Origin of the sequence: Hydrogenophaga pseudoflava NBRC 102511, from assembly GCF_001592285.1 — a bacterium.
Lineage (GTDB): Bacteria > Pseudomonadota > Gammaproteobacteria > Burkholderiales > Burkholderiaceae_C > Hydrogenophaga > Hydrogenophaga pseudoflava.
Window position 1 is genome coordinate 48,702 of the sequence record NZ_BCWQ01000017.1, and the last position, 20,490, is coordinate 69,191.

Genomic DNA, 20,490 nt, shown 5'->3' on the forward strand with positions numbered 1-20,490 from the left:
AATTTCCCGCAGAATTGTCGCATGCAAGCCCATCGAGCCTTTTCCCTTCGCCTGTGGCGCCTTCTGGTGGCCGTCGGCGTTGCGATGGCTTCGCTGCCGGCCTGGGCCGCACACGGCTATGCGCTCTGGGGTGAACTGCGGTATCCGCCTGGCTTCACGCACTTCGCCTATGTGAATCCCGATGCGCCCAAGGGCGGTGAACTGCGCCTGGTCAGTAACCTGCGGGTCTCCACCTTCGACAAGTACAACCCGTTCACCCTGCGCGGCAATGCGCCGGCTTACCTGTCGTCGCTGATGTTCGACAGCCTGCTCACAGGGGCGCTGGACGAAAACGGCTCGGCCTACGGCCTGCTGGCCTCGGATGTGGTGCTGGCGCCCGACCGGTTGTCGGTGACCTTTCGCATCCGGCCAGAGGCAAAGTTCCACAACGGACAGCCGGTGCTGGCCGCTGACGTGAAGCACAGCTACGAGACGCTGATCGGCCCCCACACCTCGCCGGCCTACAAAACGATTCTGGAAGACGTGGCTGGTGTGGACGTGGTCGATGAGCGCACGGTGCGCTACCGGTTCAGGAAGTTCAACCGCGAACTGCCGCTGACGGTGGGCGGCCTGCCGGTGTTCAGCCGCGCCTGGGGCGACGAGAAAGATCCGAAGACCGGCCAGCGCAAGAGCTTCGACCTGGTGGTGATGGACATCCCCATCGGCAGCGGGCCCTACAAGATCGGGCCGGTGCGCTTCGGCAAGGACATCACCTACGTGCGCGACCCGGCCTACTGGGCGAAGGACCTGCCGGTGCGCCGCGGCACGGCCAACTTCGACCGCATCACCGTCAAGATCTACAAGGACAACACGGCGCGGCTCGAAGCGCTCAAGGCGGGCGAGTTCGACCTGATGCGCTTCTTTTCGGCCGGCGACTGGGCGCGGCGCGTCAACGGCAAGCGCTTTGACAGCGGCGAACTGGTCAAGGCCGAGTTCGTGCACAAACAGCCCACCGGTTTCCAGAGCTATGTGCTCAACACCCGCCGCCCGCCGCTCGACGACATCCGCGTGCGGCAGGCGCTGGGCTTGGCGCTGGACTACGAATGGATGAACCGGCAGATGTTCTACGGCGCCTACCAGCGGGTGCAGGGCCTGTTCGGCAACACCGACTGCTCAGCCGAGGGGGCACCGTCCCCGGCCGAGCTGGCTCTGTTGTCGCCCTGGCGTGCGCAACTGCCGCCCGCCGTTTTCGGCCTGGCCTACCGCTCGCCGCGCACCGACGGGGATGACTCGCTGCGCGGCAACCTTCGCAAAGCGCAGGCCCTGCTGCGCGAGGCGGGATGGACGGTAAAGGACGGGGCCCTGCGCAATGCGAAGGGCGAGGCCATGGTGCTGGAGTACCTGGACAGCCAGGAAACGGGTGCGCGCGTGGTGACGCCCTGGTCGCGCAACCTCGCCAAGCTGGGCGTCCAGCTGAGTTTTCGTCCGGTGGATTTCGCGCTGTATCAGCAGCGCTTGCGCACGTTCAACTTCGACATCACATCGATCGCCTACGGTGGCACGCACAACCCCGGTCCGGAATACGCCGACCTGTTCGGCAGCAAGGCCGCCGACATCGAAGACTCGGGCAACATGGCCGGCGTGAAAAGCCCGGCAGTCGACGACCTGATCGGCCGAATGGTCGGCGCCGACACCCGTCCCGAGTTCCTGGCCGCCTGCCGTTCGCTGGAGCGTGTCATCACGCACAGCCACTATCTGGTGCCGCAATGGTCTTCCAGCACGCACCGCATGGTCTACAACGCCTGGCGCCTCGCCCGTCCGGATGCCATGCCTCCCTATGCCACCGGCGAGGACTGGGCGATCGACACCTGGTGGGCGAAACCCTGATATGTGGTCCTACATCCTCAAGCGCCTGCTGTTGATGATCCCGACGCTGTTCGGGGTGCTGCTGCTGACTTTCGTCGTGATCCAGTTCGTGCCGGGCGGGCCGGTGGAGCAGTACCTGGCGGAGGCGCGTGCCGGAGCAGGCACGGGCGCGGAAGGCGGCTCGGTTTACCGGGGTGCCCAGGGCGTGGACCCGCAACGGCTGGAGCAGATCAAGGCCCTCTACGGCTTTGACAAACCCGCGCACGAGCGCTTCTTCCAGATGCTGGGCCAGTTCGCGCGCTTCGACCTCGGCACCAGCTTCTTCCAGAACAAGGCGGTCTCGCAGCTGATCGTCGAGAAGCTTCCGGTCTCGGTCAGTCTGGGGCTGTGGACATTCCTCATCAGCTACCTGGTGGCGGTGCCGCTGGGAGTGGCCAAGGCTGTGCGCGCCGGGTCGCGCTTCGACCTAGTGACCACGCTGCTCGTGCTGGTGGGCTATGCGATACCAGGCTTCGTGCTCGGGGTGGCGCTGCTGGTGATCTTTGGCGGGCAGCTGCAGTGGTTTCCGCTGCGGGGCCTGACCTCGTCGAACTGGGAGGAGCTGAGCTGGGGCGCCAGGATCGTCGACTACCTCTGGCACATCACGCTGCCGGTCACCGCCATGGTGCTCGGCAGCTTCGCTGTGACGGCCATGCTGACCAAGAACTCGTTCCTGGAGGAAATCCGAAAGCAGTATGTGATGACAGCCCGCGCCAAGGGACTGAGCGAGCGGCAGGTGCTCTGGAAGCACGTGTTCCGCAACGCACTGATCCCCATCGTGACCGGTTTCCCGGCTGCCTTCATAGGCGCCTTTTTCACAGGCGCACTGCTGATCGAGACCCAATTCTCACTCGACGGGCTGGGCCTGCTCGGCTATGAGAGCGTGATCCGGCGTGACTACCCGGTGGTCATGGGCACGCTGTTCCTGTTCACGCTGATCGGCCTGGTCACCAAGCTGGTGTCCGACCTCTGCTACGTGTGGGTGGACCCGCGCGTGAAGTTCGACTGATGGCCACCACCTCGCTGTCGCCATCCCGCCGGGCCTGGCTGCGCTTCAAACGCAACCGCCTGGGTTACTGGAGCCTGGTGCTGTTCTGCACCCTGGTGCTGCTGAGCCTGTTCGCCGAGTTGATCTCCAACGACCGGCCGCTGGTCGTGCGCTACGAAGGCAAGACCTATTTCCCGATGGTCCAGGACCTGCCGGAAACCACTTTTGGTGGCGATTTCGAGTCCGACACGGACTACCTCGATCCCTTCATCCGCGAGCGCATCACCCAGGGGGACAGCTGGTCGATCTACGCGCCCAACCCCTATGGCCCCAAGACGCTGAACTACTTCGCGAAAGAGCCCAACCCGTCCCGCCCGACCGCCGAGAACTGGCTGGGCACCGACGACCGCGGGCGCGACCTGCTGGCGCAGCTGATCTACGGTTTCCGTGTCAGCGTGCTGTTCGCCCTGGCGCTCACCTTCATCGGCACTGTGCTGGGCATCCTCACCGGTGCGGTTCAGGGTTTCTTTGGCGGCAAGACCGATCTGGCCTTCCAGCGCTTCATCGAGATCTGGTCTTCCATGCCCGAGCTGTACCTGCTGATCATCTTCTCGGCCGTGCTGTCCCCGAGCATTGGCCTGCTGCTGGTGCTGCTGAGCCTGTTCGGCTGGATGGGGCTGTCCGACTACGTGCGCGCCGAGTTTCTGCGCAACCGGCAGATGGATTACGTGCGCGCGGCGCGCGCCATGGGGATGTCCAACGGGCAGATCATCTGGCGCCATGTGCTGCCCAATAGCCTGACGCCGGTGGTCACCTTCCTGCCGTTCCGCATGAGCGCGGCCATCCTGGCGCTGACCTCGCTGGACTTCCTGGGCCTGGGCGTGCCGCCGGGCACGCCGTCGCTGGGCGAGCTGCTCAGCCAGGGCAAAAACAACATCGACGCCTGGTGGATCTCGCTCTCGACCTTCGGCGTGCTGGTCATCACGCTGCTGCTGCTGACCTTCATGGGTGACGCGCTGCGGGACGCGCTCGATCCGCGAAAGGCCGACCAATGACGCCGCTGCTGGAGGTCAAGGGCCTGAGCGTCTCGTTCGGTGGCCACGAGGTGGTGCATGGCATCGACTTCTCGCTCGCAGCTGGTGAGAAGCTGGCGCTGGTCGGCGAGTCGGGCTCCGGCAAGACCGTCTCGGCGCTGTCGCTGCTGCGGCTGATCCACAACGCCGAGGTGCGCGGCACGGCCCACTTCGGCGGCACCGACCTGCTGTCCCTGAACGAACACGCGCTGCGCGGCATCCGGGGCGACCGCATCGCGGTGATCTTCCAGGAGCCGATGACCGCGCTCAACCCGCTCTACAGCGTGGGCGAGCAGATCGTCGAGGTGCTCCAGCTCAAGAAAGGGCTGACCACCGCGCAGGCCCGGTCAGGCGCCATCGAGTTGCTGGCCTCGACCGGCATCTCCGAGCCCGCCCGGCGCGCCGGGGCGTTTCCGCACCAGCTCAGCGGCGGTCAGCGCCAGCGCGCCATGATCGCCATGGCGCTGGCGGCCCAGCCGAAGTTGCTGATCGCCGACGAGCCGACCACTGCCCTGGACGTCACGGTGCGGGCCCAGATCCTGGCCCTGCTCTCGGATCTGCAGCGCCAGCACGGCATGGCGGTGCTGCTCATCACCCACGACCTGAACCTGGTGCGGCGCTTCGCTGACCGGGTGGCTGTGATGGAAAAAGGGCATCTGGTGGAGCAGGGCGGGGTGGAGTCGGTGTATGAGGCGCCTCAGCATGCCTACACGCGCCGCCTGCTGGCCAGCGAGGCTCGGCGGGATGTGGCCGAGCCAACCGCAGATGCGCCGACGGTGATGCGGGCGCAGGGCCTGCGTGTGAGCTATCCGGTGCCGCTGCCCGGGCTCCGGGGCTGGTTCCGGCGCGGCAGTTTCGTCGCGCTGGAGGGGGCCGATTTTGCGATTCCGTCCGGCGGCACACTCGGGGTGGTTGGTGAGTCCGGGTCGGGCAAATCAACCCTGGCTCTGGCTGCGCTGGGCCTGCTGCCGCACAGCGGCGATCTGCATATCGGCGACACCGGCTGGGAGCAAGCGCGCCAGACCGGCGCCGAAAAAGCGCTTCGCCGCCAGGTCCAGGTGGTGTTCCAGGACCCGTTTTCCTCTCTGTCCCCGCGCATGACGGTGGAGCAGATCGTCGGGGAGGGGCTCGTCGTTCACGAGCCGGCGTTGGATGCGGCGCAGCGCCGCGAACGGGTGAGGGCGGCGCTGGCCGACGTCGGGCTGGTGTCCGAACCCAGTCAGGCCGACGACTGGCTGCAGCGCTACCCGCACGAATTTTCCGGCGGGCAGCGCCAGCGCCTGGCCATCGCGCGCGCGCTGATCGTCGAGCCGCAGCTGCTGGTGCTGGACGAGCCCACCAGCGCGCTGGACGTGACCGTCCAGCAACAGGTGCTGACCCTTCTGCAGCGCCTGCAGCGAGAGCGCGGCCTGAGCTACCTGCTGATCACCCACGACATCGCGGTGATCCGGGCCATGGCCCACGAGGTGCTGGTGCTCAAGGATGGTGTCGTGATGGAGCGGGGCCCCGTCGAGCAGGTCCTCCGTGCGCCAAACAACGCCTACACACAGGCGCTTGTCAGCGCCGCGTCCTGAGCTTCCATTAGGATCGGTTGCGGCGCAATCGCGTCTTGCCGAACGCACCGACCACGTCCAAACGCTGCTTTTCATGACCCAAGCCTCCAAGCCCGCGACGACACGGACCATGCCCGTGGACATGATTTCGCCGACCCGCTGGATCGAGCGCGGCTGGGAAGACCTGCGGGCCAACCCGCTTCCGGGCATGCTGCACGGGCTGGCGCTGGCACTCTTTGGCTGGCTGCTGCTCTGGCTGGCACGGGACCGCTTCTGGCTGCTGGCGGGTGCGTTTTCGGGTTTCCTCATCGTGGCACCGGTGCTGGCCACAGGTCTCTATCACATCAGCCGAGAACGCGCGGCCGGCCGCAAGGCGGGGCTGCGAGATGTCTTCGCGCTGTGGAAGTCCTTCGATGGCCGTCTGGTGCGTTTCGGCGTCTTGCTGGGCCTGGCCGGAACAGGTTGGGTGATGGCTTCGGCTGGTCTGATCACGCTTTGGTCCCCGACACCCATCCTCAAGCCGGTGGACTTTTTCCGCCACGTGGTGCTCGTCAAGGAGGTCGGCCTGTTTGAGGTTTGGCTTGTGCTGGGGTCCCTGCTGGCGGCACCTGTGTTTGCATCCAGCGTGGTCGCCATTCCCATGCTGATCGACAAGAGCGTGCCCGTGAGCATGGCGGTCACGGCCAGCTGGCGCGCGGTGGCCGACTACCCGGGGCCGCTGGTCTGGTGGGCCGTGCTGATCACGATGCTGGTCGGGCTCGGCATGGTCACCGCACTGGTGGGACTGGTGGTGGTCATACCGCTGATCGCCCACGCGAGCTGGCATGCCTACTGCGACCTCACCGCGACCCCATCGCCGGTTTCGGCCCACTGAGTCCGGCCCATTTCCCAGTCATGGAAAACACGATATTTGGTCTGACCGAGGGTCAGATTGCCCAGTTCGGCCTGACCTTCGGGGTGGGGGCCTTCATTCTCTACATGCTGTTCATCGTGCTGAATCTGGCCCTGGAGTCCAAGGCCGGCAAATTCGGCACCTTCATCATCTTTCTGGTGCTGTCCCTGGGCATGATGGGTTTCATGGCCAAAAACGTCATTCAGTGGGTGCTCGGCATCTGACGCATTCCTGGTGGGTGCTATTGCAAGAACGGTGCCGCACGGAGTACAATGCCGGCTTCACGACCAAATGGGCGGGTTACTACCGGCCCATTTTTTTTGTCCAAACGCTTTCCGGAATCTCGATTCCATTCACCACAAGGCTTCAATACACCCGATGAGCTGGCAAGACACCATTGCGCAAACCGTGACCGGACTGGGTTTTGACCTGGTGGATCTGGAGCGTTCGGCTGGTGGCTTGCTCCGGGTGACGATCGACCTGCCCTGGCAGGCCCCGCCGCCAGGTGAACCCGCGGGCCCCGAACAGTTCGTGACTGTGGAAGATTGCGAGACGGTCACCCGGCAGCTGCAGTATCTGCTGGAGGTCGAGGGTCTGGATTACCGGCGCCTCGAAGTGGGTTCGCCCGGTATCGACCGGCCGCTGCGGCACGAGGCCGACTATCAGCGGTTCCAGGGGCAGGTCATTGATCTCACGCTCAAGGCGCCCATCGGCGCCACCGGCGGCGCAGTGGCGGCCAACAGGAAAAAGTTTCGCGGCACGCTGGAGCGGGCCGCCGACGGGGTGATGTGGCAGGTGGTATGGAGTGACGAGCCGCCCGTCAAACCAGGGCAGCGCGTGAGCAAAAAGCGCGAACCTGCACCTCTTCAGGCGCTGACGTTTGCGCTGGGCGACGTCCAGCAGGCCAGGCTGGCTCCCCTCGTGAATTTCAAGGGGCGGCGTGCCGGCTCCTGAGTTTTTTTGTGATTTGAGAGAAGAGATACGGAAAGGTAGGCGACTGATATGAATCGCGAAATGTTGATGCTGATCGATGCCATCTCGCGCGAGAAGAACGTCGAACGCGACGTCGTGCTTGGTGCGGTCGAACAGGCGCTGGCTTCGGCGACCAAAAAACTCTACAAGGGTGAGGTCGACATCCGTGTCGCGATGGACCCGGACACGGGTGCTTACGAAACCTTCCGCCGCTGGCTGGTGGTGCCTGATTCGGCGGGCCTGCAGAACCCGGATGCCGAGGAGTTGCTGAGCGATGCCCGTGACGACATCCCGGACATCGAAGAGGGCGACTACATCGAGAAGCCGGTGGAAAGCGTGCCGATCGGCCGCATCGGCGCCATGGCCGCCAAGCAGGTGATCCTGCAAAAAATCCGTGACGCCGAGCGCGAAATGCTGCTCAACGACTTCATGAGCCGCGGCGACAAGATCTTTGTCGGCACCGTCAAGCGCATGGACAAGGGCGACCTGATCGTCGAGAGCGGTCGTGTCGAAGGCCGCCTCAAGCGCGGCGAGATGATCCCGAAGGAAAACTTCCGCACCGGCGACCGCGTGCGCGCCATGATCATGGAGGTCGACCTGACACTGCGTGGCGCGCCCATCCTGCTGTCGCGTTCCGCACCCTCGTTCATGATCGAGCTGTTCCGCCAGGAAGTGCCGGAGATCGAGCAAGGCCTGCTGGAGATCAAGACCTGCGCCCGCGACCCCGGTTCGCGCGCCAAGATCGCCGTTCTGTCGCATGACAAGCGCATTGACCCCATCGGCACCTGCGTCGGTGTGCGTGGCTCGCGTGTCAATGCGGTGACCAACGAGCTGGCGGGCGAGCGCGTGGACATCGTGCTTTGGTCCGAAGATCCCGCGCAGTTCGTGATCGGTGCACTCGCACCGGCCAACGTGGTGTCCATCGTGGTTGACGAAGAGCGCCATGCCATGGACGTGGTGGTGGACGAGGAGAACCTCGCGATCGCCATCGGCCGCGGTGGCCAGAACGTCCGCCTTGCGTCCGATCTGACCGGCTGGCGCATCAACATCATGACCGCCGACGAGTCTGCGCAGAAGCAGGCCGAAGAGGCCGACGGCATCCGCAAGCTGTTCATGGCCAAGCTTGACGTGGACCAGGAGATCGCCGACATCCTGATCGAGGAGGGCTTCACCAGCCTGGAAGAGGTGGCCTATGTGCCTCTGCAGGAGATGCTGGAAATCGAGTCCTTCGACGAGGACACGGTCAACGAGCTGCGTGCCCGCGCCAAGGACGCGCTGCTGACGATGGAAATCGCCCGCGAAGAAAGTGTGGAAGAGGTGTCGCAGGATCTGCGGGACCTGGAGGGGATGACCCCCGACCTGGTCGCCAAACTGGCCGACGGCGGCGTGCACACCCGCGACGAATTGGCCGATCTGGCCACCGACGAACTCACCGACATGACCGGCCAGACGCCCGAAGAGGCGACCAGCCTGATCATGCGCGCCCGCGCTCACTGGTTCTCCGGTGAGGAGACGCCTGCGTCCAACTGACCCGTGCAGGCACGAGCGGAGAACAAACACCTATGACCAGTACCACCGTTGCCGAATTGGCCGCTGAGCTGAACAAGCCCACCACCACCCTGCTGGAGCAGCTGTCTGCTGCCGGGGTGCCCAAAACCGCAGGGACCGATGTGGTCACCGAGACCGACAAGCAGAAGCTGCTGGGCCACCTCAAGGCCAGTCACGGTACCGCCGGCGCCGAGCGCAAGAAGATCACGCTGGTGAAGAAGTCCACCACGGAGATCAAGCAGGCCGACGCCACCGGGCGCGCCCGCACCATCCAGGTCGAAGTACGCAAGAAGCGCACTTTCGTCAAGCGCGACGATGAGGTGGTGGTCCCGGACGTGCCGACGGAGGCCGTCGAGCCAGCCGCACCGGCGGTGGATCCGGCCGAGTTGGCACGTCGCGAGGAAGAAGCCCGCCGTCAGGCCGAGCTGCTGCGGCGCCAGGAAGAAGAACTGCTGATCAAGCGCCAGCAGCGCGAAGCAGAAGAGGCCCGCCAGGCGGAACTCGCGCGCCAGGCCGCAGAGGCCGAAGAGGCCGCAGCCCAGGCGCGGCAACAGGCGGCGGCGAAATCCGCCGCTTCTGTCGACTCTGCCAAGGAAGAGGCTGCCAAGGAAGACCAGCGCCGTGCCGCTGCCGCGGCCGAGCGTGAAGCTGCTGCCAAGGCGGAGGCCGACAAGCAGGCCGAAGCCCGCAAGGCGGAAGAGTCGCGCGCGCAGGATCTGCTGGAGCGTCGGCGCAAGGCCGAGGCCGAGGCCGCCAACATCCGCGCGATGATGGCTGCACCGGCCAAGACCCTCGTGGCCAAGAAGCCGGAACCCACGCCCGATCCCAAGGCCATCAAGGGCACACTGCACAAGCCTGCTGGCACGCCTGCGGCCAAGACGGCCGCGGGTGCAGCGGCCGCGCCTGGCGCCGGTGGCAAGAAGGAAATCAAGTCCGAAAACCTGTCGTCGACCTGGAAGGACGACGCAGCGAAGAAGAAGGAAATCAAGACCCGTGGCGACACCAGCGCTGGTCGTTCCAACTGGCGCAGCGGCCCCAAGGGCGGCGGCCGCCGTGGCGACCGCGACAGCCGTGACAGCGCCCAGAGCAGCTTTGTGGCCCCGACGGAAGCCAAGGTCATCGAGGTGCACGTGCCGGAAACCATCACGGTGGCCGAACTCGCGCACAAGATGAGCCTGAAGTCCTCCGAAGTGATCAAGCAACTGATGAAGCTGGGCCAGATGGTCACCATCAACCAGCCGCTGGACCAGGACACCGCCATGATCGTGGTGGAAGAACTGGGGCACACCGCGGTGGTGGCGGCGTTGGATGATCCGGAAGCCTTCACCGACGAGGAAGCAGGCCAGCACCAAGCCGAACTCAAGCCCCGTGCGCCTGTGGTCACCGTCATGGGCCACGTGGACCACGGCAAGACCTCGCTGCTGGACTACATCCGTCGCGCCAAGGTGGCAGCAGGCGAGGCCGGTGGCATCACGCAGCACATCGGTGCTTACCACGTGGAAACGCCGCGCGGCATGGTGTCTTTCCTCGATACCCCGGGTCACGAGGCGTTCACCGCCATGCGTGCCCGTGGTGCCCAGGCCACCGACATCGTCATTCTGGTGTGTGCGGCCGACGACGGCGTGATGCCGCAGACCAAGGAAGCCATCAAGCACGCGAAAGCGGCCGGTGTGCCCATGGTCGTGGCCTTGACCAAGATCGACAAGCCGGGCATCAACCTCGAGCGTGTGCGCTCGGAACTGGTGGCCGAAGAGGTCGTGCCTGAAGAGTTCGGTGGTGACGTGCCTTTCGTGGGTGTGTCCGCCAAGACCGGCGAAGGCATCGACGCCTTGCTGGAGCAGGTGTTGCTTCAGGCCGAGGTGCTGGAACTCAAGGCGCCGGTGGATGCGATGGCCAAGGGTCTGGTGATCGAAGCCCGTCTGGACAAGGGCCGCGGCTCGGTCGCGACCGTTCTGGTGCAAAGCGGCACGCTCAAGACCGGCGACGTGGTGCTGGTCGGCCAGACGTCTGGCCGTGTGCGCGCCATGCTGGACGAAAACGGCAAGCCCATCAAGGAAGCTGGTCCCTCCATTCCGGTGGAAATCCAGGGTCTGTCCGAAGTGCCGCAGGCCGGCGATGACTTCATGGTGATGACCGACGAGCGCCGCGCGCGCGAGATCGCCACCTACCGTGCGGGCAAGTTCCGCAACACCAAGCTGGCCAAGCAACAGGCCGCCAAGCTGGAGAACATGTTCACCGACATGACGGCTGGCGAAGTCAAAGTGCTGCCCATCATCATCAAGGCCGACGTGCAAGGTTCGCAGGAAGCCCTGGGCGCCTCGCTGCTCAAGCTCTCGACCGACGAGGTCAAGGTGCAGCTGGTGTTCTCCGGCGTGGGCGGCATCAGCGAGTCCGATGTCAACCTGGCGATCGCCTCGAAGGCCGTGATCATCGGCTTCAACGTGCGCGCCGATGTCGGTGCGCGCAAGCTGGCAGAAGGCAACGACGTCGACTTGCGCTACTACAACATCATCTACGACGCCGTGGACGATCTGAAGGCGGCCATGTCCGGCCTGCTGGCACCCGAGAAGCGGGAAGAGGTCATCGGCTCGGCCGAGATCCGCACCGTGTTCGTGGCGTCCAAGATCGGCACTGTGGCCGGCTGTATGGTCACGTCCGGCATGGTCACCCGCAACGCCCACTTCCGCCTGCTGCGCGACAACGTGGTGGTCTACACCGGCGAGATCGACACCCTCAAGCGCCTCAAGGACGACGTGCGCGAAGTCAAGGAAGGCTTCGAGTGCGGTATCAAGCTCAAGAACTACAGCGACATCAAGGAAGGTGACCAGCTGGAGTTCTTCGAGGTCAAGGAAGTGGCCCGCACGCTGTAAGGATCGAGCACCACCATGCCCCGCAAGGCTTCTTCCGTCCCCAACCGCGGTTTCCGCGTGGCCGACCAGATCCAGCGCGATCTGGCCGAGCTGATCGCGCGCGAGCTCAAGGATCCGCGGGTGGGCATGGTCACGATCAACGCGGTCGAGGTCACACCCGATTACGCCCACGCCAAGGTGTTTTTCAGCCTTCTCACCGGCAATCCGGACGAGACGACACAGGGCCTGAACGCCGCCGCCGGGTTCCTGCGCAATGGCTTGTTCAAGCGCCTGCACATCCACACCGTGCCGACGCTGCACTTCGTGTTCGACCGCACCACCGAGCGGGCGGCGGACATGAACGCGCTGATCTCCAAGGCCGTTGCGTCGCGTTCCAAGAACGAGGAATGACCATGCAGCGCCACAGCACCAGGGTGCCACGGCGCCCTGTGCATGGGGTGCTGTTGCTTGACAAACCGCTGGGCTTCTCCAGCAACCAGGCCTTGCAGAAGGCCAAATGGCTGCTGCGCGCCGAAAAGGCCGGGCATACCGGGACGCTGGATCCTCTGGCCACAGGCGTGCTCCCGATCTGCTTCGGCGCAGCCACCAAGTTCAGCCAGCTGCACCTGGACGCTGACAAGACCTACGAAACCGTGGTCCGCCTGGGCGTGACCACCACCACCGGCGACGCCGAGGGCGATGTGCTGGAAACCCGTCCTGTGACCTGCAGCGTAGGTCAGGTAGTGGAGGTGCTGGACCGGTTCACCGGACCCATCAGCCAGATTCCGCCGATGCACAGCGCCCTCAAGAAGGATGGCAAGGCGCTGTATGAGTACGCCCGTGAAGGCGTCACGGTGGAGCGTGAGCCGCGCGCAGTCACCATCCACGAACTGGAACTTGTGGACCTGCGCCTCGAGGGACATGAGCCCTTCCTGCGCTTGCGCGTGCGCTGCTCCAAGGGCACCTACATCCGCACGCTGGGCGAAGACATTGCGGCGGCCCTGGGCTGCGGCGGGCATCTGAGCCTGCTGCGGCGGGTACAAACCGGCCCCTTCGACGCCGGCCAGTGCATCACGGTCGAGGCCCTGGAGGCCTTGCCCGATGAGCAGCGCCTGCAAAGGCTGCTGCCGGTGCAGGCGCTGCTGCCCGACCACACGGCTGTCACGCTCGACAGCGACAATGCCGCGCGCTTTCTCAGCGGTGTGCGCCGCCGCGGAACCTGGTCCGACCTGTCCCGGGTGGCGATCTACGGCCCGCCAGCGGGCACCTCCCACACGCCGGTCCTGCTGGGCAGTGGCCACACACAGGCCGGCGAACTCATCCCGGGGCGGCTGCTGAGCCCCATCGAAATACAGCAAATCCTGGAACCTGCAACATGAGCAAACAGATCCGCAACATCGCCATCATCGCCCACGTCGACCACGGCAAGACCACCATGGTCGACCAGCTGCTGCGCCAGTCGGGCACCTTCGCTGAGCACGAAAAGGTCGTGGACACGGTGATGGACAACAACGCCATCGAACGTGAGCGCGGCATCACCATCCTGGCCAAGAACTGCGCCGTGAGCTGGCAGGGCACCCACATCAACATCGTCGACACGCCTGGGCACGCGGACTTTGGCGGTGAGGTGGAGCGGGCACTGTCCATGGTGGACGGCGTGGTGCTGCTGATCGACGCCCAGGAAGGCCCGATGCCGCAGACCCGCTTCGTGACCAAGAAGGCCCTGGCCCTGGGGCTCAAGCCCATCGTGGTGGTCAACAAGGTGGACAAGCCCGGCGCCAACCCGACCAAGGTGATCAACGAAGCCTTCGATCTGTTTGCGAACCTCGGCGCGACCGACGAGCAGCTGGAATTCCCGGTGGTCTACGCCTCGGGTATCAACGGCTGGACCTCGCTGGAAGAGGGTGCGCCTGGCGAACAGTGGGGCCCCAACATGTCGGCCCTGTTCGACACCGTGCTCAAGCATGTGCCGGCCCACCAGGGCGACCCGGACGCGCCGCTGCAGCTGCAGATCTCCGCGCTGGACTTCTCCACCTTCGTCGGCCGCATCGGCGTCGGTCGTATCAGTGCCGGCAAGATCCGTCCCGGCATGGACGTACTGGTGATGGAGGGCGAAGACGGCAAGAGCATCAAGGGCCGCATCAACCAGGTCCTGACCTTCCAGGGGCTCGACCGCGTGCAGGTGACCGAGGCCGGCCCTGGCGACATCGTGCTGATCAACGGCATCGCCGACATCGGCATCGGCGTGACCGTCACCGATCCTTCCAATCCGACGCCGCTGCCCATGCTCAAGGTGGACGAGCCCACGCTGACCATGAACTTCTGCGTCAACACCAGCCCGCTGGCCGGGCGCGAAGGCAAGTTCGTCACCAGCCGCCAGATCTGGGACCGCCTGCAGAAAGAGCTGCAGCACAACGTGGCCCTGCGCGTGAAGGAAACCGACGAGGACGGCATCTTCGAGGTGTCTGGTCGAGGCGAACTGCACCTGACGATCCTGCTGGAAAACATGCGCCGCGAAGGCTACGAGCTGGCCGTGTCCAAGCCGCGCGTGGTGTTCCGCGAGATCAACGGCGAGAAGTGCGAACCGATCGAGCTGGTGACGGCCGACATCGAGGAAGGCCACCAGGGCGGCGTGATGCAGGCCCTGGGTGAGCGCAAGGGCGAACTGGTCAACATGGTGCCGGACGGCAAGGGCCGCGTGCGCCTGGAATACCGGATCCCGGCGCGTGGCCTGATCGGCTTCTCCAACGAGTTCCTGAACCTGACCCGCGGTTCCGGCCTGATCAGCAACATCTTCGACGGCTACGAACCGCACAAGGGCGAGATCGCCAGCCGCAAGAATGGTGTGCTGATCTCCATGGACGACGGCGAGATCTTCACTTACGCCCTGGGCAAGCTCGACGACCGCGGCCGCATGTTCGTCAAACCCAACGACCCGGTGTACGAGGGCATGATCGTCGGCATCCACAGCCGCGACAACGACCTGGTGGTCAACGCCACCCGCACCAAGCAGCTGACCAACTTCCGTGTCAGCGGCAAGGAAGACGCGATCAAGATCACGCCGCCCATCGACCTGACGCTGGAATACGGCGTTGAGTTCATCGAGGACGACGAGCTGGTCGAAATCACACCCAAGAGCGTGCGCCTGCGCAAGCGCCATCTCAAGGAACACGATCGCAAGCGCGCTTCGCGCGAAGCTTGACCCGCCGGGCAGCCGTTGGCTGCCCGCCAAGGTCCACTCACACCCATGCCCTTCAAGCTGCTCAACCGTCTGACTCACACCCAGGCGGTGTTCCTCATGGTCGCGGTGACCCTGATGTGGTCGATCGCCGGCGTGGTCTCGCGCCAGCTGGAGTCGGCCGCGCGTTTCGAAGTCACCTTCTGGCGCAGCGCATTCACCTTTGTGTCGCTGCTGCTCATCCTGCCCCTGTGGCGCGCAGCAGACCGTGCGTCTGGAGCCCTCCGTGGTGTCCCGACGAGTCAAGGTGCGCTGCAGCGCCACTGGGGCATCCTCGCCGGATCGCGCGCCTTCTGGGTGTCCGGTGTCTGCTGGAGCGTGATGTTCACCGCCTTCATGCTGGCTCTGACCTTCACCAGTGTCGCCAACGTTCTGGTGATCATGGCGGCGGGGCCGCTGTTCACCGCGGTCATCGCCCGGGTGTTCATTGGCCAGCGTCTGCCCGGGCGCACCTGGGCCGCCATCGTGACGGCCGGCGCCGGCATCGTGTACATGTACGGCAGCCAGATGTGGTCCGCCTTCACCGACCCGGCAGCAAATGCATCGGGCCTGGTCCTGGGGTCGCTGGCATCGCTCTGCGTGCCGGTGGGCGGCGCGATCAACTGGACCGTTGTGCAGCGCAGCCAGCAGCACGGGGAGTCCATCGACCTCGTGCCGTCGGTACTGGTTGGGGCGTTGATCTCGAGCGTGCTCACCCTGCCTCTGGCATTCCCGTTTCTGGCCACAGGCAGCGACATCGCGTGGCTGGCCCTGCTGGGTCTGGTGCAGCTCGCGATTCCTTGCGCGCTGGCGGTGGTCTGCGCCCGTTCGCTCAAGGCCCCCGAAGTGTCGCTGCTGGCGCTGCTGGAGGTGATCTTTGGCATCGTTTGGGCCTGGCTCTGGGCCAACGAGACGCCTGGGAGCGAGGTGCTGCTCGGCGGCAGTGTGGTGATCGCCGCCTTGCTGCTCAACGAACTGGCCGGCTGGCGTGACCGCCAGGGTGCACTGCGCATTCAGACCCTCAGCGCCAGGAATACCGAGACATCCGTTGGAGAAACGCCATGAATGGGTCCGAACAGTTCATCATCACCGAAGTCCGTGGTCGCGTCGGTTGCATCACGCTCAACCGGCCCAAGGCGCTGAACGCGCTCTCGCTGGGCATGATCCGCGACATCAGTGCCGCCTTGCTGGCCTGGCGCGAAGACCCGCAGGTGCTGGCAGTGGCGATCCGTGGCACGGGCAAGGAGGGCGCGTTCGGCAGTTTCTGCGCGGGCGGTGACATCCGCTTCTTTCACCAGGCTGCGCTCGCGGGCAACCCAGAACTTGAGGACTTCTTCACCGAGGAGTACGCACTCAACCACCTGATCCACACCTACCCCAAGCCCTACATCGCGTTCATGGACGGCATCTGCATGGGCGGGGGCATGGGCATCAGTCAGGGAGCGAGCCTGCGAATCGTCACCGAACGCAGCAAGATCGCCATGCCCGAAACCGGCATCGGCCTGTTTCCGGACGTGGGCGGCGGCTACTTCCTCAGCCGCTGCCCGGGTCGACTGGGTGAGTACCTGGCCCTGACCGGTCTGGTGCTTGACGGCGCTCATGCGCTGGCGGCCGGCCTGGCCGACGCGGTGATGGACAGCGGCCGCCTTGCGGGCCTGTGGGACAGCCTGGGTCAGACGCCCTACGAGAGCGGCGTGGCGGTGGAGCGCTGGTGTCTCAATCACGTCCAGAAGGTGCCGCCGAAGGCGCACTTTCCGCAGGCGGACATCGACCGCGTATTTGCATTGGACAACGTGAAGGCGGTGGTTCAGGCGCTGGAGCAGGCCCAAGGCGAGTGGGCCAGCGAAACCGCACAGTTGCTGCGCAAGCGTTCACCGCTGATGCTGCATGTGGTGCTGGAGCAGGTTCGCCGGGCACGGGGTATGGGGCTGGCCGACGAACTGCGCATGGAGCGCGACCTGGTCCGTCGCTGCTTCCACCTGCGCCCGGGCGCCGCGAGCGAAACCGTTGAAGGGATCCGCGCACTGGCGGTAGACAAGGACCACGCCCCGCGCTGGAACCCGTCCTGCATCGAAGAGGTGAGCGATGCACAGGTGGTCGAATTCTTTGTTTCGCCCTGGCCTGCGCACGCGCATCCGCTGCACTCGCTGCGGTGACAGCGGGCCGGCTTTCATTCGAGCCGCGGCCTTCTCGGAGCCGATGGGCTTCGTTATATGAAAAGTCGCAGCATTTGCGTGAGATTTATTCTCAAAGTTATATTTCCGAGTTGAGTTCAATCCAACTGTCTGTTGGTTGAGCGGCTGGTCACCTCGTTTGCAGCAGCGTTCGTTTTCTTCAGGCCGTTGGGTGTGCACTTCGCATCCAGTGGCGCCCCGCGTCGGTGGACAACACCACTCGAAACTTGGAGAAAACCATGTCGCGCATCCCCCCGCTTTCCCGTCTGTCCCTGCTCGCCGCCGCGCTGGCGCTGAGCGCATGTGGCCAGAAAGAGGAAACACCTTCCCCAGCCGCCACACCCGAGGTGGCACAGACCTCCGTCTGCGGCAAGGTCACGGTGGCCAACATGAACTGGCAGTCGGCCGAGGTACTGGCCCACATTGACAACATCATTCTGTCCAAGGGCTACGGCTGTGAAGTCGAATTGGTGCCGGGTGACACCATGCCCACGCTGACCGCCATGATGGAGAAGGGGCAACCCGACGTGGCACCCGAAGCGTGGATCAACGCCGTGCGCCAACCGCTGGACGCCGCGGTGAAGGAAGGCAAGCTGCACTACGCCGCCAAATCGCTTGCGGATGGAGGCGTCGAGGGCTGGTGGATTCCGAAGTACCTGGCCGATGCCCATCCGGACATCAAGACCATCGACGATGCCCTCAAGCACCCGGAGCTGTTTCCGTCGGCCGAGAACAAGCGGAAGGGCGCGGTGCACAACTGCCCCTCGGGCTGGAACTGCCAGTTGACCACTGGCAACGCGTTCAAGGCCTGGGACGCGGCCGACAAGGGCTTCCTGCTGGTGGACACCGGCTCGGCCGCAGGGCTGGACGGTTCGATCGCCAAGGCGTATGAGCGCAAGCAGGGCTGGCTGGGGTACTACTGGGCGCCCACATCCATCCTGGGCAAGTACGAGATGGTCAAGCTAGACGCCGGTGTGCCACACGACAAAGAGGCATGGGAAGCCTGCAATGCCAAGGCGGAGTGCGACAACCCCAAGAAGAGCGACTGGGCGCGCGCCGAGGTGTTCACCGTGCTCACCGACCGCTTCCAGAAAGCCGGCGGTCCCGCTGTGGACTACCTGAACAAACGCAGCTGGAGCAACGACACGGTCAATGGCCTGCTGGCCTGGATGAGCGACCAGCAGGCCACCGGGGCCGACGGGGCAGCACATTTCCTCAAGACCCAGCCCGAGATCTGGGGAGCCTGGGTAACGCCCGAGGTGGCAGAGAAAGTGAAGTCGGCGCTCTGAGGCATCACACGCCGAGACAACAGATGGCCCGCACCAGTGACGGGCCGTTTCCCTGATTCCTGCCGGAGGAGATGCCATGACATGGCTTGATAGATTCCCCGCGCTGGGTACCGAACAGCTGTCTGCCTTGCGCCGTTTTATCGATGGTGCCTTTCGCGCATTCACGCGCGAACATGGCCAGGCCATGGAGCAACTGTTCGAACCCCTGCGCCAGTTCCTGCTCGCATCCGAGCGCCTGCTGACCCAGACACCCTGGCCGGTGGTGGTGGGTGTCATCGCCGTGGTCGCCTGGGTGGCTTCGCGCAACTGGAAAATCGTTCTCGGTGCCATTCTGTCGCTGTTGGTCATCGGCTGGCTGGGCATGTGGGACGACACCATGAAGACCATTTCGATGATCTTCGTGAGCACCGTGGTGGCGCTGGTGGTGGGCCTGCCCATCGGTATCCTGATGAGTCGATGGGATCGGATGCAGCGCATCGTCAATCCGGCGCTGGACGTGATGCAGACCATGCCCAGCTTTGTGTACCTGATCCCGGTGGTCATGCTGCTGGGCATCGGCCGTGTGCCCGGTCTGATCGCGGTGGTCATCTACGCCGTCGCACCGGTGATCCGCTTCACCAACCTGGGCATCCGGCTGGTCGACAAGGACCTGCTGGAGGCGGCCGACGCTTTTGGCTCGTCGGCCTGGCAGAAGATGCGCCAGGTGCAGCTGCCACTGGCGCTGCCCACCATCATGGCCGGCATCAACCAGACCATCATGCTCGCGCTGTCGATGGTGGTCATCGCCTCGATGATCGGTGTGCAGGGCCTTGGCCAGCCGGTGCTCAAGGCCATCTCCAACCAGTACTTCACGATGGGCATCCTCAACGGCATGGCCATCGTCGCGATCGCGATCATCTTCGACCGCGTCTCGCAAGCCTACGGCAAGCGTCTGCAGAAGCATCTGGAGGTAGTGCATGGCTGATCCCGTCATCCAGCAAGCGGCTGCGTCTGGCAATGCGGCGGTGGGCGTGAGCATCCTTGGCCTTTACAAGATCTTCGGTCCCACGCCGGAGCGCTTCATCGACGCGGTGCGCGGCGGCATGAGCAAGCAGGAACTGCGCGATGTGCATGGTCACGTGCTGGGTCTGCGCGACATCCACATCGACATGCCTGCCGGTGGAATTCAGGTGGTGATGGGCCTGTCCGGCTCGGGCAAGTCCACGCTGATACGCCACATCAACCGCCTGATCGACCCGACCACCGGCGAGGTGTTGGTGCAGGTGAACGATCAAAGCGTGGATGTGGTCAAGATGAACCCGGCGCGACTGCGCCAGTTCCGCCGTGAGCAGACCGCCATGGTGTTCCAGAAGTTTGCGCTGTTCCCACACCTGACGGTGCGGGAAAACACCGAGTACGGCCTGCAGGTGCAGGGCGTGGCGCGCAAGGTCAGGCGTGAACGGGCGCAGCGCTGGATCGAGCGTGTCGGCCTCAAGGGTTACGAGGACAGCTATCCGAACCAGCTCTCGGGCGGTATGCAGCAGCGCGTGGGACTTGCAAGGGCACTCACCAACGATGCGCCCATCCTGCTGATGGATGAGGCGTTCTCGGCGCTGGACCCGCTGATCCGCAGCGACATGCAGGGCGTGCTTCTGGACATCCAGCAGGAGATCGGCAAAACCATCGTGTTCATCACACACGACCTTGACGAGGCTTTGCGCCTGGGGGATCGCATCGCCATCCTGCGCGACGGCGAGGTGGTGCAGCAGGGCACAGGCCAGCAGATCGTGCTGCAGCCGGCAGACGACTACATCGCCAACTTCGTCAAGGACGTCAACCGCGGCCGCGTGATTCGCAGCAGGACCTTGATGCGACCCGACACACCGGTCGAAGGACCGACGGTGGACATCAGTACTGTGATCGAGGAGGTCGCCCGTGTGCTCAGTGCTGAGGGGCGGGAGGTTGCCAATGTCGTCAACAGCAAAGGGCACCACCTGGGCACCCTTTCGATGGGCGACATCATTGCTGCCATGGTGCCGCCACGATCCGACTTGTCCTATCCCAATACCTGA

17 protein-coding genes are annotated in these 20,490 nt (G+C 64.8%); all 17 read left to right on the plus strand.

Features of this window, described 5'->3' with window-relative positions; all coding sequences use genetic code 11:
- Positions 1-21 precede the first annotated feature (21 nt).
- The 17 genes from HPS01S_RS18740 to HPS01S_RS18820 all read left to right on the plus strand — a co-directional run bounded on the left by HPS01S_RS18740 (position 22) and on the right by HPS01S_RS18820 (position 20,490).
- Complete coding sequence (locus HPS01S_RS18740; RefSeq protein ID WP_066159662.1) at positions 22-1,866, plus strand: extracellular solute-binding protein; 1,845 nt, start codon at positions 22-24, stop codon at positions 1,864-1,866.
- Position 1,867: 1 nt separating this feature from the next.
- Positions 1,868-2,893 carry a microcin C ABC transporter permease YejB gene (locus HPS01S_RS18745; protein ID WP_066159665.1) on the plus strand — a complete coding sequence of 342 codons (1,026 nt, stop codon included), beginning with the start codon at positions 1,868-1,870 and terminating at the stop codon, positions 2,891-2,893.
- The gene (locus HPS01S_RS18750; protein WP_084397528.1) at positions 2,893-3,927 is read left to right on the plus strand and encodes an ABC transporter permease; all 1,035 of its coding nucleotides are present in this window, start codon (positions 2,893-2,895) and stop codon (positions 3,925-3,927) included. Before HPS01S_RS18745 ends, HPS01S_RS18750 begins: the two co-directional genes overlap by 1 nt.
- Positions 3,924-5,519 carry an ABC transporter ATP-binding protein gene (locus HPS01S_RS18755; RefSeq protein WP_066159667.1) on the plus strand — a complete coding sequence of 532 codons (1,596 nt, stop codon included), beginning with the start codon at positions 3,924-3,926 and terminating at the stop codon, positions 5,517-5,519. Before HPS01S_RS18750 ends, HPS01S_RS18755 begins: the two co-directional genes overlap by 4 nt.
- A 73-nt stretch (positions 5,520-5,592) precedes the next feature.
- Positions 5,593-6,372, plus strand: a complete 780-nt coding sequence (locus HPS01S_RS18760) for a DUF2189 domain-containing protein (RefSeq protein ID WP_066159669.1) — start codon at positions 5,593-5,595, stop codon at positions 6,370-6,372.
- A gap of 20 nt (positions 6,373-6,392) precedes the next feature.
- Positions 6,393-6,614: a DUF2788 domain-containing protein gene (locus tag HPS01S_RS18765; RefSeq protein WP_066159673.1), complete on the plus strand. Its 222-nt coding sequence runs from the start codon at positions 6,393-6,395 to the stop codon at positions 6,612-6,614.
- Positions 6,615-6,768: 154 nt separating this feature from the next.
- The gene (rimP, locus tag HPS01S_RS18770) at positions 6,769-7,344 is read left to right on the plus strand and encodes a ribosome maturation factor RimP (protein WP_066159677.1); all 576 of its coding nucleotides are present in this window, start codon (positions 6,769-6,771) and stop codon (positions 7,342-7,344) included.
- A 48-nt stretch (positions 7,345-7,392) separates the two neighbouring features.
- Positions 7,393-8,892 carry a transcription termination factor NusA gene (gene nusA, locus HPS01S_RS18775; protein WP_066159681.1) on the plus strand — a complete coding sequence of 500 codons (1,500 nt, stop codon included), beginning with the start codon at positions 7,393-7,395 and terminating at the stop codon, positions 8,890-8,892.
- Between the two features lie 32 nt (positions 8,893-8,924).
- A complete protein-coding gene (gene infB, locus HPS01S_RS18780) occupies positions 8,925-11,780 on the plus strand; it encodes a translation initiation factor IF-2 (protein WP_066159684.1) in 2,856 nt (951 codons plus the stop codon).
- Positions 11,781-11,795: 15 nt separating this feature from the next.
- Positions 11,796-12,170 (plus strand): 30S ribosome-binding factor RbfA, encoded by a 375-nt coding sequence (gene rbfA, locus HPS01S_RS18785; RefSeq protein WP_066159687.1) that lies wholly within the window; start codon positions 11,796-11,798, stop codon positions 12,168-12,170.
- 2 nt (positions 12,171-12,172) lie between these two features.
- Complete coding sequence (gene truB, locus HPS01S_RS18790; RefSeq protein ID WP_066159690.1) at positions 12,173-13,138, plus strand: tRNA pseudouridine(55) synthase TruB; 966 nt, start codon at positions 12,173-12,175, stop codon at positions 13,136-13,138.
- Positions 13,135-14,961, plus strand: coding sequence for a translational GTPase TypA (gene typA, locus HPS01S_RS18795; RefSeq protein WP_066159693.1), 1,827 nt, complete (start codon positions 13,135-13,137; stop codon positions 14,959-14,961). Before truB ends, typA begins: the two co-directional genes overlap by 4 nt.
- A gap of 45 nt (positions 14,962-15,006) precedes the next feature.
- Positions 15,007-16,041, plus strand: a complete 1,035-nt coding sequence (locus HPS01S_RS18800) for a DMT family transporter (protein WP_066159696.1) — start codon at positions 15,007-15,009, stop codon at positions 16,039-16,041.
- Positions 16,038-17,132, plus strand: coding sequence for an enoyl-CoA hydratase/isomerase family protein (locus tag HPS01S_RS18805; RefSeq protein ID WP_066159697.1), 1,095 nt, complete (start codon positions 16,038-16,040; stop codon positions 17,130-17,132). The genes HPS01S_RS18800 and HPS01S_RS18805 overlap by 4 nt, the downstream gene beginning before the upstream one ends.
- A gap of 257 nt (positions 17,133-17,389) precedes the next feature.
- Positions 17,390-18,439: an ABC transporter substrate-binding protein gene (locus HPS01S_RS18810; RefSeq protein WP_079365123.1), complete on the plus strand. Its 1,050-nt coding sequence runs from the start codon at positions 17,390-17,392 to the stop codon at positions 18,437-18,439.
- Positions 18,440-18,515: 76 nt separating this feature from the next.
- Positions 18,516-19,403, plus strand: coding sequence for an ABC transporter permease (locus HPS01S_RS18815; protein ID WP_066159699.1), 888 nt, complete (start codon positions 18,516-18,518; stop codon positions 19,401-19,403).
- Positions 19,396-20,490, plus strand: a complete 1,095-nt coding sequence (locus HPS01S_RS18820; protein ID WP_066159703.1) for a quaternary amine ABC transporter ATP-binding protein — start codon at positions 19,396-19,398, stop codon at positions 20,488-20,490. The genes HPS01S_RS18815 and HPS01S_RS18820 overlap by 8 nt, the downstream gene beginning before the upstream one ends.